General features: G+C 44.3%; 13 protein-coding genes and 1 other RNA gene. 6 read left to right on the forward strand and 8 right to left on the reverse strand.

Annotation, left to right across the window (positions count from 1 at the left end):
* From AC3CKG_RS03015 to AC3CKG_RS03030, 4 genes are all read right to left on the reverse strand, one after another.
* A complete protein-coding gene (locus AC3CKG_RS03015; protein WP_065105004.1) occupies positions 1–1,548 on the reverse strand; it encodes an alanine/glycine:cation symporter family protein in 1,548 nt (515 codons plus the stop codon).
* A gap of 455 nt (positions 1,549–2,003) precedes the next feature.
* Positions 2,004–3,374: an MBL fold metallo-hydrolase gene (locus AC3CKG_RS03020; RefSeq protein ID WP_488528793.1), complete on the reverse strand. Its 1,371-nt coding sequence runs from the start codon at positions 3,372–3,374 to the stop codon at positions 2,004–2,006.
* 147 nt (positions 3,375–3,521) lie between these two features.
* Positions 3,522–4,289 carry a 1-acylglycerol-3-phosphate O-acyltransferase gene (locus tag AC3CKG_RS03025; RefSeq protein ID WP_017080293.1) on the reverse strand — a complete coding sequence of 256 codons (768 nt, stop codon included), beginning with the start codon at positions 4,287–4,289 and terminating at the stop codon, positions 3,522–3,524.
* Between the two features lie 197 nt (positions 4,290–4,486).
* Positions 4,487–5,425, reverse strand: coding sequence for a hypothetical protein (locus AC3CKG_RS03030; protein ID WP_488528794.1), 939 nt, complete (start codon positions 5,423–5,425; stop codon positions 4,487–4,489).
* Between the two features lie 256 nt (positions 5,426–5,681).
* Between AC3CKG_RS03030 and AC3CKG_RS03035 the strand changes: the two genes are divergently transcribed.
* The 4 genes from AC3CKG_RS03035 to AC3CKG_RS03050 all read left to right on the forward strand — a co-directional run bounded on the left by AC3CKG_RS03035 (position 5,682) and on the right by AC3CKG_RS03050 (position 10,329).
* A complete protein-coding gene (locus tag AC3CKG_RS03035) occupies positions 5,682–6,476 on the forward strand; it encodes a YeeE/YedE thiosulfate transporter family protein (protein ID WP_488529221.1) in 795 nt (264 codons plus the stop codon).
* A 46-nt stretch (positions 6,477–6,522) separates the two neighbouring features.
* Positions 6,523–7,251 carry a DUF429 domain-containing protein gene (locus tag AC3CKG_RS03040; protein WP_488528795.1) on the forward strand — a complete coding sequence of 243 codons (729 nt, stop codon included), beginning with the start codon at positions 6,523–6,525 and terminating at the stop codon, positions 7,249–7,251.
* 82 nt (positions 7,252–7,333) lie between these two features.
* Positions 7,334–8,143 carry a M15 family metallopeptidase gene (locus AC3CKG_RS03045; RefSeq protein ID WP_488528796.1) on the forward strand — a complete coding sequence of 270 codons (810 nt, stop codon included), beginning with the start codon at positions 7,334–7,336 and terminating at the stop codon, positions 8,141–8,143.
* Positions 8,144–8,448: 305 nt separating this feature from the next.
* Positions 8,449–10,329, forward strand: coding sequence for an ATP-dependent zinc protease family protein (locus tag AC3CKG_RS03050; protein WP_488528797.1), 1,881 nt, complete (start codon positions 8,449–8,451; stop codon positions 10,327–10,329).
* Positions 10,330–10,537: 208 nt separating this feature from the next.
* Here AC3CKG_RS03050 and ssrA read toward each other — a convergent pair.
* Positions 10,538–10,904, reverse strand: a transfer-messenger RNA (tmRNA) gene (gene ssrA, locus AC3CKG_RS03055).
* A gap of 66 nt (positions 10,905–10,970) precedes the next feature.
* The gene (smpB, locus tag AC3CKG_RS03060) at positions 10,971–11,456 is read right to left on the reverse strand and encodes an SsrA-binding protein SmpB (protein WP_004735156.1); all 486 of its coding nucleotides are present in this window, start codon (positions 11,454–11,456) and stop codon (positions 10,971–10,973) included.
* A 119-nt stretch (positions 11,457–11,575) separates the two neighbouring features.
* Between smpB and AC3CKG_RS03065 the strand changes: the two genes are divergently transcribed.
* Both AC3CKG_RS03065 and AC3CKG_RS03070 read left to right on the forward strand, forming a co-directional pair.
* Entirely contained in the window at positions 11,576–12,004 is a 429-nt protein-coding gene (locus tag AC3CKG_RS03065; protein ID WP_017106599.1) for an SRPBCC family protein, read from the forward strand.
* 3 nt (positions 12,005–12,007) lie between these two features.
* A complete protein-coding gene (locus AC3CKG_RS03070) occupies positions 12,008–12,316 on the forward strand; it encodes an RnfH family protein (RefSeq protein WP_004737569.1) in 309 nt (102 codons plus the stop codon).
* Positions 12,317–12,468: 152 nt separating this feature from the next.
* Here AC3CKG_RS03070 and bamE read toward each other — a convergent pair whose 3' ends face one another.
* Both bamE and recN read right to left on the reverse strand, forming a co-directional pair.
* The gene (gene bamE / locus AC3CKG_RS03075; protein WP_009848326.1) at positions 12,469–12,828 is read right to left on the reverse strand and encodes an outer membrane protein assembly factor BamE; all 360 of its coding nucleotides are present in this window, start codon (positions 12,826–12,828) and stop codon (positions 12,469–12,471) included.
* Positions 12,829–12,995: 167 nt separating this feature from the next.
* The gene (gene recN, locus AC3CKG_RS03080; protein WP_017106600.1) at positions 12,996–14,660 is read right to left on the reverse strand and encodes a DNA repair protein RecN; all 1,665 of its coding nucleotides are present in this window, start codon (positions 14,658–14,660) and stop codon (positions 12,996–12,998) included.
* Between the last annotated feature and the right edge of the window lie 293 nt (positions 14,661–14,953).

A 14,953-nucleotide genomic window follows, 5' to 3' on the forward strand; every position in this document is an offset into this window, starting at 1 on the left:
TTACGATGAAGGCTGCTCTACAGGTTTACCGTCTGCAGCTTCTGCTTCAGGAGACTTACCTGTTTTACGTTTGTACTTCTCTTCCCAGTAAGTAGCACCTTTGATGCCTAATTTTACAGGGTTAAATGTGTACTCAGTTACGCCTTGTTTCTGTTGCTCTTCATAATCAGCAAGTGCTTTAAGCGCTGGCTTAGACATGAAGAAGATGATCAGAATACCTACGATGTTTAACCATGCCATCAAGCCAACACCAACATCACCCATTGCCCATGCAAGGTTCGCTGTTTTAACTGTGCCATAGAAAACTGCAGTGATAAGAACAAGCTTAAGTACGAACATCATGCCAGGGATCTTGATGGTACGACGTAGGTAAGCAATATTCGTTTCTGCGATGTAGTAGTAAGCAAGAATCGTTGTAAATGCGAAGAAGAACAGAGCAAATGCGATGAACGGCTTACCAATGCCAGGTAGCGCACTTTCAATAGCAAGCTGTGTAAACACAGGGCCATTCGCACCGATGTTTGCTGCTAGGTTCTGAACAAGGAATACACCTTCAGCGCCGCCGTGAACGTTGTAAGCACCAGTGATGATTATCATGAACGCTGTAGCAGAACATACTAGAAGTGTATCGATGTAGATAGAGAACGCTTGTACCAAACCTTGCTGAGCTGGGTGATCAACACTTGCAGCCGCTGCCGCGTGAGGACCCGTACCTTGACCCGCTTCGTTTGAGTAAACACCACGCTTAACACCCCAACCAATTGCAGCACCGAAGCCTGCCATAGGTGTGAATGCATCGCCGATGATCATTGCAAAAACAGCTGGCACTTGGCCGATGTTTAGCAGAATGATAACGAACGCGATGATGATGTAAGCCAATGCCATGAATGGAACAACGATTTGTGTGAAGTTCGCAATACGTTTAACACCACCAAAGATGATGAAAGCAAGGATGATAGCAACAACAGTACCAGTGAAAATTTTAGCGAAACTGAATGTACCGATAGCTGTTTCAATCATGTCACCTGAGCCAAATGCAGCTTCTACAGCATTACCAATACTGTTTGACTGAACACCTGGAAGCAAAATACCACATGCAAAAATAGTCGCGATAGCGAAGATCCATGCGTACCACTTCTGACCCATTGCTTTTTCAATGTAGTAAGCCGGACCACCACGGAACTGGCCTTCGTCTTCTTCTTTGTAGATTTGCGCTAGCGTAGATTCTGCGTAAGCAGTCGCGGCGCCAAAGAAAGCCACAACCCACATCCAAAATACTGCACCTGGGCCACCGAAACCGATAGCGGCAGCAACACCAGCAATGTTACCTGTACCGACACGGCCAGATAGCGAAACGGCTAGAGCTTGGAAAGACGAGATGCCTTTTGATGAGCTTTTACCCGATAGTAGCAAGCGCCACATTTCAAAGAAGTGACGGATTTGAACAAATCGAGTCATGATGGAGTAGAACAAACCTGCACCTAAACATAGGTAGATAAGTACTGGACTCCAGATTATTCCATTCAAAAAATCAACGAATGACTGCATGAGTATTTTCCCTGTTAGTTTTACTTATGATTGTTTTTCGAACAACACAATACTTCACTTGTAACCCAAGTGTTAAATTATTTAACTGCGCATTAGGATTACTGTGACATAAAGCAAGTTACAGAGGGGATTTGTTAACGCTTAGTTCTAATTCGATAATCGTTCCATTTAACTTTATATGCAACTTGTTTTGTTTGTTGGTGTTTTGCTGAGTGAATAAATAGTGATTAATACAAAAAGGTAGCTGGAGGGGGACAGAAGAAAAGAAATTGAGAAAAACAGTGTTCAAATCCGCTTAGCATGAACGGCTGTTATGTAAGTGGTAGGGCGGAGTAAGCTAGAACATATGACCGACATCGAGTCCGTGGGCAGGCCTAAGTGGCTGCATTCTTGAGGGCATGATTACGGCAGTTTTAATCTTTATCAAAGAGTATGTCGCGAATTTGGTCGCAACTTCAAACAACCTTGAATCCTTGTTTAAGTAATTCTTGAGCGAACTCAGACTGAGTATTTGGTTCGCCATGTATCAAATGCACCTCTTTTGGTGGAACGGAAATCCCTGCTATAAATCGGTTGAGATCCTCTTTATCGGCATGAGCTGAGTAGCCAGACATGCCATGAATTTGAGCATTAACCTCAACGTCTTTGTTATCAATAAAAACCTGTGTTTTACCTTGTTGCAACTCACGCCCGAGCGTTCCGTGTGCTTGATAGCCCGCTAAAATGACATCGGTACGTTTATCGGGCAGCAAAGCGGATAAGTAGTTCATTATCCTGCCGCCCTGACACATTCCAGAAGCTGCGACCACAATCGCAGGTTCACCTGTCGACTTGAGGCGATTAACGATTTTCTTGTGCATTCTATGCCCATCAACAGTAATGCATTGCTCAAAAGCGAGTGGGTGACGTTTCACTTCAAGGCGCTGCTTGGCTTCTTGACCCCATAACTCTTTAAAGCGTCGGTAGGATCGCGTTACTTTCTCTGCCATAGGCGAATCGAGGATGATAGGAATATCGGCGCTGAGTTGATGCTCAAAGATCAGGTTTTCAATATCAAACAACAGTTCTTGTGTTCTGCCGATACTAAATGCCGGGATCAGGATGACACCACCATCGAGTAACGAACGGTCAATAATTGCTTTGAGGCGTTCAGATCGTGAAGCAATATCGTCGTGCGTGCTAGTGCCGTAAGTCGATTCGATAAACAGATAGTCGGCTTGTTGTGGTGGTTTCGGATCCGGCAGCAGTGGCGTGTTACTTGGGCCCAAGTCGCCTGAAAAGACCACCACCTCTTGGTTAGGTAACTTAATCTCAATATAGGCCGAACCTAAGATATGTCCTGCAGGTTGAAAACGGGCATACAGAGTATTTGGCCTATGATGATCCTTTCCGTCGTTTTGCTGTTTAGAGACAATTGGAAACCACTCCCCATAAGGCTTAGGAGCAATCAACGAATGAATTTTTTTAAGGATGAGTTTGGATTGTTTATGACTGAGCCCTTGCAGTTTTAGGCCGTCTTCAATCATTAAAGGGGCGAGCTCTGCGGTGGCTTGCGTGCAATAAATCGGTTGGTTAAAGCCGCTGGCGAGTAACCAAGGTAATCGACCAATATGATCAATGTGAGTATGAGTCAGCAGCAGAGCGTTAAGGTGGGAAGTTTCAAATTCAATATCAAGAGGGCGTGTATCTTCACCTTGAAGCTTTTTACCTTGAAGATCTAAACCTTGAAAAAGGCCACAATCGATGAGCACCGCTTGGCCTGAATCTCTTAGCTCGTGACAAGATCCTGTGACGGTATGTTTGCCGCCATGGTGAATCACTTCCATCGTTTACTCCCATTGCTCTATAAAGCCATTAACGCCTGTTTTTATTTTGCGGATAAGCGCCGGCATGTAAAACAAGAACAATGAGAGTTGCGATCGTTGAGTGTCTTTTTAAGTAACTGAGCGATGACTCAGTGGGTTCGCTGCGAGTTAGTTCGTAGAAGAACCGTCTGAATCCAGTTCTGGGTTTTGTTGCGCCTCTAAACGAGCCACTTCGGCATCAAGCTCTGCTATTTTTTCTGCCATTAAGGCATGACAGCGATTCGCTAACTCTCTTGCGTCGCTGAGCTTGTATCCGGATACATCTATAGGTTCAAGCATCTCGGTGATCACAATGCCATTATTAACTCGGTTGAGGTCAATCTTATTGTGTGTGGTGCTGGTACACATCGGGGTGATAGGCACACCGGCTTCAATCGCCATTCGGAAAGCGCCCGTCTTGAATGGCAGTAGTCCACGCCCTTTACTGCGCGTTCCTTCAGGGTAAACCCAAACAGACAGATCTCGCTGATGAATGGCTTCCGCCACTTGCTTGATGGTATCGCGTGCTTTGGACTTATCTTCGCGGTTAATCATGATGTTACCGGTGATCCAATACAGCAGCCCAAAGAAAGGCACATACAACAAATCACGCTTGCCTAAAGAAACGGTACGAGGCCTTAGCATCCCAGGGTCAGTCACAAAGTCTAATATGCTTTGGTGGTTAGAGATGTAGACGCTTTTTTCTGATGTCGGTGCATTGTCTAGGCCGCGCTGCACCAGTTTTACACCGACGATCTTTTGTAGTTGATTGAACCAACGGCAGAAAACGTACACATGCTTAGGGTTCTTAGGGCTAAACAAGCAGTAAACAAAAGCACATAGAGTGGTGAAAATAATAAACACCGTAGCCAAAATAATACGAAGAACAGCAAGCACAATTCACTCCTTACTCACCGCAAGATTGCAATGATTAAATAGTTTTAGATGCTTGAAGTTTTCACTCTATTTAACCGAATTGCAACAATTAACTGTTATAGGGGGCTTTTTTTAGATCTTTATATAAAACAATGACTAACAATGGGTGTTTAACACGATCATCGAGCTTACACGTGTTCACCAGTAGGTAGGTATGTTCACCAATACTGTTTATTTGGATCCGACTTTTCTACCCATTCCGGATCTTGACGCGATTCTAAATAGAGCTGTAGGCCGTTATAAGACATGAAAGCTGCAGGGCCACCGAGGTGTTCGAAATAGTCAAAATAATCATCTTCGAGTGAACAAAGGTGAGCTGAATCTTTAACGTTATTCATCATTGCCCATTGAATTGCAAATACAGGCGCTATTGAGCCAGAGATACTCACTTCTTCGACATTCGGGTTGAATAGTGAGTTGGCTTGTTCAAGCAGTATCTCTTCTTGTTCAGACTCTTGCTGTAACACCTCTTCGACGATCTCTGAGCGTTTGGTATTAGAGACATTCTTGTTCAGCTTGGCGATTCGAAGCGCGTAGCTAAAACGGTCTGTTGAAACGATGTCGACAAGTTGCGATAGCAGCTCTTTGTCTACGCCCGCAGCCTTGGTGAAATAATCGATACACGAATTGATTGAAGCATAACGAGTACCGTCAAATTCAAAGCCACTGGTTTCGTCGTAGACCTCTATTACAATGTCATCAACCGATAAAGGCCAACCTTTATAGTCGATTCGCTGCTTGGCGATTTGATACATCTTCCAAGCACTGCGCCCAAACCCGCCAAGTGTCGAACCTGAAAAATCAGAATCAATAAGCTCTTGTTCCGTCCAGTTTTCACCGATGCCTAGGTGTTTTGCGTACTTATCGATGAGTGCGTGTTTTATCTGATCGCGCACAGCCCAAATCGAAGTTAGATCTTTTGCATACCTAACACTCGCGCACTCCTTACAAGCTGGCAGTGCAATCGGTGAATAGTCTATCTTGGCAATAGCTTGTGCAGTCTTAGGGAATTCAACAACATCATTGGAAGGTTCACCACAAAACCAACAGGTGTGGCGCAGGTTGAATGGGATGTCTATGTACGAGTATGTGGTCATTAGTCTTTTATCGGCTGGGTGCTTGAGGTTGGTTTAATTATCAAAGCAATTATCCCTGTTCGGGCTTGTCCTTGCACGCTGTTATTGGATGTTCTGACTATATTTAACCAACGACAATAATAAAATCAACACGATTCGGAGGCCATGTATGTTGTTTATTCTCGCTTTGCTCTGCATCTTTCTGGTGGGATACCTCGCCCAAACTACCGGCCTTTGCATGGTTCGGGGCGTTAAAGAGGCGACAAGCGGATCACCAATGTTGATTGTCGCGATTGTGTTTAGTGGCTCATTGGCTTGGGTGTTTATGGCATTAGGATCGGCAGTGGAAGGGCGAGCGTTATCTTCAGCGTTTTGGCCGAGTCTGTTTTCCCTGTTCGGCGGTTTTTTATTTGGTATCGGAGCGGCAATTAATAGTGGTTGTGGGGTATCGACGGTGAGTCGTTTAGCTCGTGGCGAGGTGGTTATGTTGGCGACCATATTAGGGTGGTTCGTTGCTTGGTTGTTGTTTGCTCCCGTTTTGCCTAGTGAGTTAAAAGGATCTCGGTTGGTATTATCTGATTTTTCCCGATATGCATTCCTTGGGATCATTTCGTTCAATATTGTGGTGAGTTGCTACTTCATGAATGCAGTAAATCGCAAGTTATGGTTCTCAATGTTGGGGATTGGGTTAATGGCAGGCTTTGTTTTCACGTATGAACCGCACTGGACACCAAGTGGTTTATTGAAATCTATGGGTACTTCACTCTGGCATGGAAGAGCGGAAGATTGGCCAAGCAGCGAGCGCTTTATATTGATGATCTCGCTGTTAGTTGGAATGGTTAGCGCCGCGTTATTTACTGGATCCTTTTCTTTGAGGCTGAGCTCTATACGTCGATTGGGCAAACACTTAGTTGCGGGTGTGCTTATGGGATTTGGAGCCGTAATGGCCGGTGGCGGGAACGATACTCAGCTTTTAGTGGCGATGCCAGTGCTGTCGTTGGCGGGTGTTTTTTCTGTGTTGAGTATCATTGTGGGTATATATACCGGAGTTAAGTTGATTCAAAGCCGATAGTTAGCGACAGTACGTAAATAACATGGGCACGTAATTTGAGAACACAATGAAATACATCGGAATTGATGGCTGCAAGGCGGGTTGGTTCGCTTGGATTGTCTCAGACAATGAGATACCTGCGTTCAAAGTAGTAAATACGCTCGATGAGTTGCTTGACGATCTTACGGGAGCAACTACGTTAATCGACATGCCTATTGGTTTTAGCGACTCGCTTACTCCAGATAGATTATGCGATAAAGCGGCAAGGCGCTTTCTCACCAGTAAGCGTGGCTCTTCCGTTTTTCCCGTTCCGTGCCGAGAGGCGGTTTACCAAACCGATTACATTACAGCGTGTAGTGTCAATGTGGAGCAGCTTGATAAGAAGTTTTCTAAACAGACTTGGGGAATTGTGCCCAAGATCCGCGAGCTTGATGAGCTCATTGAATCTCATCCCCACCTTTCTATCAGGGAATCACATCCTGAGGTGGTGTTTGCAGCATTGAAAGACGAACCGCTGACGTTTTCCAAACGAACGCAAGAAGGCAAAGAGGAACGGCTTTCTATTATTCAGCAACTTGCCCCTCAATGGTGTGACGGCTTGTCGTTGGCCATTTCAACCACCAAGCGTGCAGACGTAGCGATAGATGATCTTTACGATGCTTTTGTACTTATGTTGGTTGCCTATTACGCTCCGCAATTATCGACCTTACCTGAACTTTCTGGTGTTGGTGGAGAAGCTGATGTCGATCAGAACGGACGAGTTCGAGAGATTGTTTATTGGAACAAAACACGCTAACAAAGCGTGCGCTCAACTTGGCTTAATATGCTATTTTCCAACTTCTGCTACTTTTCACTCCTATTATTTTTGAGTCTTTGATATGAAACGTTTTATTGTCGGCTGTGCGGCCACTGTGCTCAGTGCAGTGAGTTATGCTCAAGTTGCGCCTATATCTCAATGGCAATGCGACATGATGAAAAAGAACAATGTATTGAGCAGTGGTGCGCCCGTTGGTTGTGAGCGACTATCCAAGGTGGATTTCGATTTCATTAACTTCAAAGGGGAAACACAACAGGGCAATATGATCGTGCTTGATGAGGTTGCGCCTGCTGTTGAACAAATTTTTTCAGAGCTTAAACAGCGCAATTTCCCTCTTCATTCCGCTCGCCTAATACGTGAATTCAGAGGTGATGATAGTGCCTCTATGGACGCGAACAACAGCAGCGCCTTTAACGCTCGTCCTATTACAGGCGGAGGAGGTTGGTCGAAACATGCCTATGGTGTGGCAATCGACATCAACCCAGTTCAAAACCCTTTCTTAGAGTTTGATAGCAACGGACGAATCACGGTAAAGCCTTCACAATCTGCGACTCGCTATGTGAATCGTACTCGCTTTCGCGCGCGTGATGAAATTGAACGTAGTGGCATGGCAGAAGATGTAGTTGAGCTTTTTGCCCATCACGGCTTTATGATCTGGGGAGGGGATTGGAATAGCCCAATCGATACTCAGCATTTTGAGGTCGGCTCAAGAAAGTTCGTCAATCAACTGCTCTCTAAACCCAAACCTGAAGCCAAAGTGTTATTTGAGCGCTACGTCGAATCTTATCGACAGTGCTATCTCAAAAATAAAGGTGAGAACGCAGAAAAAGCTCGAGCTATCTGTGCAAAGAAAACAGTCGGCACCTTTTAGTGCTATGTTTATCTAGAACCGTTTGTGTTTTAGCAAGTTAAACTCGCTTCAGGTGTGTTTTGAATAGCTAAGGTCAGCGCTTGTCGTTGGCCTTTTTTGTATTCATTTCTCCAATGTAACACTGAGTATTGAACAGGTTATTGGGTATCCATTAGTCAATAATCGATAAGCGAATGCAGCGCAAAGTCATCGGTTTGTCATTGAAAAACTCATAGCGTTAACGTTTTGTGAGAACCATTGCTGGTGGGGGAACTCTTTGCCGAATCGCCAGTATTATTAGTGAACTGATCACAACGGACCAACTAATGAAAAAGATACCTTTGGCTCTAACTCTTTTAAGCACTCTACTTTTTTCACAATATTCTTTGGCTACAGACACTTCACACACCACTCAAAATCCGACTTACGAACTCGATGGTAAGGCGGTATTAGGCCGTACAGAGAATGTGTACCTCTCAAGTGTTCAAGGGCTTAAAGACGTTCCTTTCATTGGTAAAATTGATACCGGGGCAGAAACCACTTCTATGCATGCGGAAGACATTCATGTGAAGAGCACGAATGCCGATTACAAGAACCTTAAAGACAAAGAGTTGATGGCGGCGTTAACCGAAGATGTGTTGAACAATAGCGATGTTGATTACGATGATTGGGAAGGCAGCACCTTTGCGAAATATGAGGCAGTAGTGTCTTTCAAGGTTCAAAACCCACGCACAGGCGACATGGTATTAATTGAAGCGCCTTTAGAGCGTGTCAGCATGATACGCAGCCGTACTAGCAGCACGCCTTTGCTTCGTCCTACGGTTAAGATGTCGCTGACTATTGCGGACCATGAATTAAAAACAGACGTTAACCTGACGGACAGAAGTCACTTCTCTGCGCCAGTGCTGATCGGCAAAACCTTTCTTGCTGACAACGCCCTAGTATTTGCTGGCTACGACTATTTGCAAGAGCAGGAAAACGCGACGGTTGTTGGCCGTAAAGAGGTGGTTTCTATCTCCGGAATGACGATGAACGCGACCTTCTCCTTAAAGAATCGATACAGCATTCTTCATGCAAAAGACATCGACGTAGATAAAAAGAATAGTGAAGTGACGTTTGATATGTTCGACAACGATGGCAAACAGAAAGAGATGACACTGCCATTGGTTCGGATGTTAAGTGTGAGTGGTAAAAAGAGACCTCTGGTATATGTGCCAGTCCAACTCGATGAAAACACAACCAAAGACGTTTTGGTGTACCTACGTGACCGCTCAAGTAGCGAGTCACAGTTGAGATTTGGTACAAGCACCGCTAGCGAACTTTTCATGATTGATACCAACGCTGAGAATATTCTCTCTGAAGGATCTGAGAATTTCAGCGAGGTCGCGAAGAAGACTGAGCCACTGATTATCTCACCGGAAGAAGATATCACATTAGATGGTTTCCCTATGAAGGCAGTTGCTTCATTTACTGTCAATACGCCTTTGTTGAAGGTCGACAGTTTTGAAATGACAGGCAAAGGCAAAGATGCTTCTGTTGAATTTTATCTTACAGATGTAAATGGTGAGAAGCAGAAGATAACAAAGCCAATTATTAAGAAACTTAAGGTCGGTGATGATACTCGTCCGGTTGTAAGCGGTGAGTTTTTGGGCGCTGGTAAAGTTCGCCAACAAGAGTTTGCTATCGATGTGCTTAACAGTAATGAGAAAGAGGCTTACTTCATTTTAGGTAAGAAGATGGCGAAAGATGGGGTTTATGTGAATACTCGATCTGATTATCTTTTGAAATCGGAGCCTTTGTTTAAAGTAGGGCACATTGAAGTTGTTGAAGTCAGCGGCATGACATTCCCTGCTAAGTTGGATACTGGCGCAGATGTAAGCTCAATGAACGCAGTCAACATCAAACGATTTAAGAAAGACGGCCAAGATATGGTGAGCTTTACCTATCAAAACAACCAAGGCGATAAGCAAGACTTCACTAAGCCAGTGATTGATGTGATGCGTATTAAAGCCAAGAAAGGCGAGAAGGTGAACATTCGCCCAGTGGTAGAAATGAAGGTTAAGCTTGGAGACCTAGAGAAAGAGGTGAGGGTAAACCTTCAAGATCGCTCTCGCTTTGAATACAGCATGATCCTAGGTAAGAACTTCTTGAAGCACGGCGCGGTAGTGAGTAGCGATGAAGATTACTTACTAGGCGAGATGGAGTAACGCCTCAACTTACTAAGAGCGAAATAGAACAGTTCTAAACGGCCACACGTTTCAGCAATGGGATGTGTGGCTTTTTATTGAGTGTCTGGTTTTATTGTTGGTGTGCTAATGGTAACTCATTGTTAGCAATGTGATTTGTCATGTTGTGGCAAGTAAAATAAAGATAAAAAAAGGGCCAACTCTTTCGAGTTGGCCCTTTCCAAACGTTTGGTGGAGCTGGCGGGAGTTGAACCCGCGTCCAAAAATCATTCATCATTGGTACTACATGCTTAGTCGATCTTTAATTTCACCAGCAACCTGCGAACCGACACGCTAGTTAAAGGCTAACCTGAATTGTTATTCGCGCTTTTCCTCTCAGGTGGGAGAATCCGCGCTAGCTAGTTTGGGTTTGATCTCTTATTGGTCCCCGTCTTACGAGCGGAAGCTAGGGTAAGAGAGCTCTGAGCAGGTTATTAAGCTGCTAGTGCGTAGTTTTCGTCGTTTGCGACTATTTTTTTGCGGCTTTTAACGTGGCCAACCGCCCCACGGCATGCACCTCAGACTTCAAAATTCCTGTCGAATCCTAAATCAGCCCCAAGTGTTATTTGCATAGTACCAGAAAAGCTTTGCCTGTCTAGCACTGTGCGTTTAAGTGCTTAAAATTAACGCAAATTACTCTTCATAATTCGTGCTTTATCTCTCGCCCAATCTTTTTCTTTCATATCAGTACGTTTATCGTGCAGCTTTTTACCTTTCGCTACGCCAACTTTAATCTTCGCCCAAGAGCGAGACCAGTAAAGTGCGGTAGCGACAAGTGTCATGCCTTCACGGTTAATACGACCGATAAGGTTATCGAGTTCTTTTCTCGACATTAGTAGTTTACGGATGCGTGTTGGGTTCGCCACGATATGAGTACTCGCTTGAGTTAGCGGAGTGATCGTCATACCACTGATGAATGCTTCGCCGTCTCTGATGTAGACGTAGCTTTCTGCGATATTGGTTTTGCCTTCACGTAGGGATTTTACTTCCCAGCCTTGTAGCTCAAGCCCCGCTTCTATCTCATCATCGATGAAATATTCGTGGCGAGCTTTCTTATTAAGCGCAATGGTATTGCTACCGGCTTTTGATTTTGATTTATTCTTTGCCATAATGGCCTCATTATACGGATTGCACCCTAGTTGGGGAATCCTTTTTATTTGCGCTCTGGCCCAATACAATTAAAATTGCAGTTTGTGTTAATGTAACGCTGTCTTTAACAGGAGTCTATATGCCAAAGGTTACTCGTTCAGCATTAGTGTCGTTTAGTGCCGACCAGATGTTCAGCTTGGTCAATGATGTTGCTCGTTATCACGAGTTTTTGCCAGGGTGTTCTGGTTCACGTGTGATCGAATCTTCAGATTCAACTATGGTGGCTTCGGTTGATGTCTCTAAAGCGGGTATCAGCAAAACATTTACTACCTCTAACCGCTTAGCGGATGGTGCTGAGATTTTGATGGAACTGGTGGACGGCCCGTTCAAAAAGCTGCAGGGTGGTTGGTATTTTACTCCGCTCGATGAGCAAGCGTGTAAGGTTGAGCTTAAGTTGGAGTTTGAATTCTCTAGTCGAATGATTGAAATGGCTTTTGGTAAGATTTTCAATGAGCTGACGAGCAATATGGTCAGTGCTTTTACTCAACGCGCGAAACAGGTTTACTAAGCCATGACTATTGAATCAGATATGATCCACGTAGAGGTTGTGTTTGCACTTCCACACGAACAGCGTGTGTTTACCTTGGTAGTGAACAAGAACGCGACCGTTGAAGAGATCATCGCACAGTCTGGTGTTTTGGAACTGTATCCAGAGATCGACTTAGCGAAAAACAAGGTTGGTGTATTCAGCCGTAACGTTAAGCTCGATGCGACAGTTCGCGATAAAGATCGTATCGAAATCTACCGTGCACTGTTAGCTGATCCGAAAGAGATTCGCCGTAAGCGTGCAGAACAAGCGAAAGCCGCTGCTGCCAAGTAGTATTGTAAAACCGATTTGATTAAGAAAAGCTCGCTATATTGGTGAGCTTTTTTGTGCCCGTTGGTTGGACACGGTAGGTTAATTTGTTAGCGGATATTAAAAAGCCTGCTCATGAGCAGGCTTTTGCGATTCTTGCTTTGTCGACTGGAAAGCTAGCGAAGGCTTTCGAAGAACTCATCACTGGCTTCAAAGTCACCATTGATCGTTACTAGGGTGCCAGTGGCATCAAAGTTCACGACAAGGTTTTTCTGAATAGGGTCGTTATGGCCTTTTTGGTGGTGGTAAATGTAGTACCACGTATCTGGGTAGCCATTTTCGATAAGCATAGGTGAGCCCATAACGTAACGAACTTGTGTTTTTGTCATGCCAAACTTGAGCTGGTCAACAGCTTCTTGTTCAACATAGTTACCCTGATTGATGTCAATTCGATAAACCAACTTCTCTAGTAGAGAGCAACCGGTCAACATTGTTAGTGCAAGTGGAACTGCAACTAACCACTTTTTAATTCGCATAGTTTGAGATCTTTCTTCGCTAAAATACTGCCTGATAATAAACAAGCTCCAGCAAGAAGTAAAAAGCTCCTTGCGCTTTGAGCTTGTTATGACTGGCAATTTTGAATTAAGTTGCAAAATTGCCAAGAATTTTCGGTAAATTATCAGAAAGTTGCCGAATATGTAACCTATGCTGCGATTAATAATTCTTTTGCGTTGGCCAGTGTCGATTCGGTAATTTGGCTGCCACCAAGCAGTCGAGCAAGCTCTGAAACGCGTTGTTGCTCATCAAGCGTGTGCATTTGAGTCTCGGTTTTACCTGATTTCGTGTTCTTCGCTACAAACAGCTGTTGGTGACCGCAACCGGCAACTTGAGGTAAGTGCGTCACACACATTACCTGCGTAGATTCGCCCAGCTTACGTAGCATTTTTCCGACAACCGCAGCGGTTGGTCCACTGATACCCACATCCACTTCATCGAAAATCAGGCTTGGTGTATCCACTTTTTGCGCTGTGATCACCTGAATCGCCAGTGAGATTCGTGATAACTCACCACCAGAGGCCACTTTAGCAATTGGCTGCATTGGTTGGCCTGGGTTGGTCGAAACAATGAAGGTCACGTTATCCATACCCAATGGAGAAGGATGTGTGTTGGTGTTGTTCACTTCAATGGCAAACTGCGCTTTTTCCATGCTCAGTTCGTGCATGCTTTGCGTGATCAGCTTGTTGAGTTCTTTTGCGTAACGAGTTCGAGATTTATGAAGCTTCTCTGATTTAGCCACGAACGATTGGTATTGGTTTTCTACCTCGTTTGCTAATTCTTCCAACTTTTCATCAGAGCAATCCAGCGCTTCAACTTGTTGTAATAAGTCTTGATGGTGCTTATACAGCTCTTCAGGTAACACGTGGTGTTTACGAGACATCGACATCACTTTTGAAAAGCGCTCTTCAACATAAGCCATACGACCGGGATCAACATCAATGCTGTCTAGGTATGTTCTTAACTCGTTGTTGGTCTCTTCGATCTGAATAATGGCTTCAGAAAGTAAATTAGGTAATTCAGCCAATCTTTCATCTAGCTCAGCTAACTGAATTAAGGAGTTATTGGCCGATTGCAGAATACCAAGCGCATTAACTTCTTCGCCTTCATAAATAAGCTCGATAGCTTGTTGGCAGGTTGTGGCCAATTCTCCGCTATTGGAGAGGCGCTTATGCTCTTGTTCGAGGTCTTCATATTCTTCCTCCCCAATAGACAGCTCATTTAACTCTTTGATTTGGTATTCAAGAAGTTGTTTTTGAGCTTGATTTTGCTGGCTATTTTCACGTAACTCTTTTAAGTGGTTATCGGCTTGTCGCCATGATTGGTAAGCATTACGTGTCGATTTCAATAGGTTCAAGTGACCTGCGTATTGATCAAGCATCGCCATTTGATAATCACTTTTCATCAATTGATGGTGCGCGTGTTGACCATGAATGTTGATCAGCAGTTGGCCTAGAGACTTTAATTGTGAAAGAGGGACTGGGCTGCCGTTGATGAATGCACGAGAACGACCTTCTTTTGAGATGGTTCTGCGCAGGATACACTCACTGCCATCAAGCAGTTCGTTGTCTTCTAACCAGCGGGTAGCATGCAGATTGTTCTCAAGTAAAAAAGCGGCACTGACTTCGGTTTTCTCTTCACCTTGTCGAACCATTCCTGCATCGGATCTTCCCCCAAGACATAAGCCTAAAGCATCGATAGCGATAGATTTACCCGCACCCGTTTCACCGGTGATTGTTGTCATGCCTTTAGAGAGTTCTAGCTGTAAAGACTTAACAATAGCGAAATTATTAACACTTAGATGAGCCAGCATTTTTATTTACCTGTATAACTGAACAATACTGTATATAAGCTCAGTATATACTGTTTCTTTATACAGTAAAGTCGGTGGGTGAAATTTTTTTGTGACCAATCTCAGAATTGAGTGCGTCCGTAGATCACTGAAACCGCTATAGATTCCCAACTCAGTCGTTCCTCCCTGTCGGGAGTGGAGGTATAAGGAATTGAAGAGAAGCGAGAGCCGAAGGGCTTTTTACTGGCAATAAAAAAGGCTGACGAATGTCGTCAGCCTTTCAAATTTTCGGTTACCACTGGAGCGTTTATTCT

The sequence above is a fragment of the Vibrio sp. QJM3NY_15 genome (genome assembly GCF_057785995.1).

Bases quoted from the DNA above. Each gene is read 5' to 3' on its own strand.
- AC3CKG_RS03015 (WP_065105004.1), bottom strand. From the start codon at position 1,548: ATGCAGTCATTCGTTGATTTTTTGAATGGAATAATCTGGAGTCCAGTA.
- AC3CKG_RS03020 (WP_488528793.1), bottom strand. From the start codon at position 3,374: ATGGAAGTGATTCACCATGGCGGCAAACATACCGTCACAGGATCTTGT.
- AC3CKG_RS03030 (WP_488528794.1), bottom strand. From the start codon at position 5,425: ATGACCACATACTCGTACATAGACATCCCATTCAACCTGCGCCACACC.
- AC3CKG_RS03035 (WP_488529221.1), top strand. From the start codon at position 5,682: ATGTTGATTGTCGCGATTGTGTTTAGTGGCTCATTGGCTTGGGTGTTT.
- AC3CKG_RS03040 (WP_488528795.1), top strand. From the start codon at position 6,523: ATGAAATACATCGGAATTGATGGCTGCAAGGCGGGTTGGTTCGCTTGG.
- AC3CKG_RS03045 (WP_488528796.1), top strand. From the start codon at position 7,334: ATGAAACGTTTTATTGTCGGCTGTGCGGCCACTGTGCTCAGTGCAGTG.
- AC3CKG_RS03050 (WP_488528797.1), top strand. From the start codon at position 8,449: ATGAAAAAGATACCTTTGGCTCTAACTCTTTTAAGCACTCTACTTTTT.
- smpB (WP_004735156.1), bottom strand. From the start codon at position 11,456: ATGGCAAAGAATAAATCAAAATCAAAAGCCGGTAGCAATACCATTGCG.
- AC3CKG_RS03065 (WP_017106599.1), top strand. From the start codon at position 11,576: ATGCCAAAGGTTACTCGTTCAGCATTAGTGTCGTTTAGTGCCGACCAG.
- AC3CKG_RS03070 (WP_004737569.1), top strand. From the start codon at position 12,008: ATGACTATTGAATCAGATATGATCCACGTAGAGGTTGTGTTTGCACTT.
- bamE (WP_009848326.1), bottom strand. From the start codon at position 12,828: ATGCGAATTAAAAAGTGGTTAGTTGCAGTTCCACTTGCACTAACAATG.
- recN (WP_017106600.1), bottom strand. From the start codon at position 14,660: ATGCTGGCTCATCTAAGTGTTAATAATTTCGCTATTGTTAAGTCTTTA.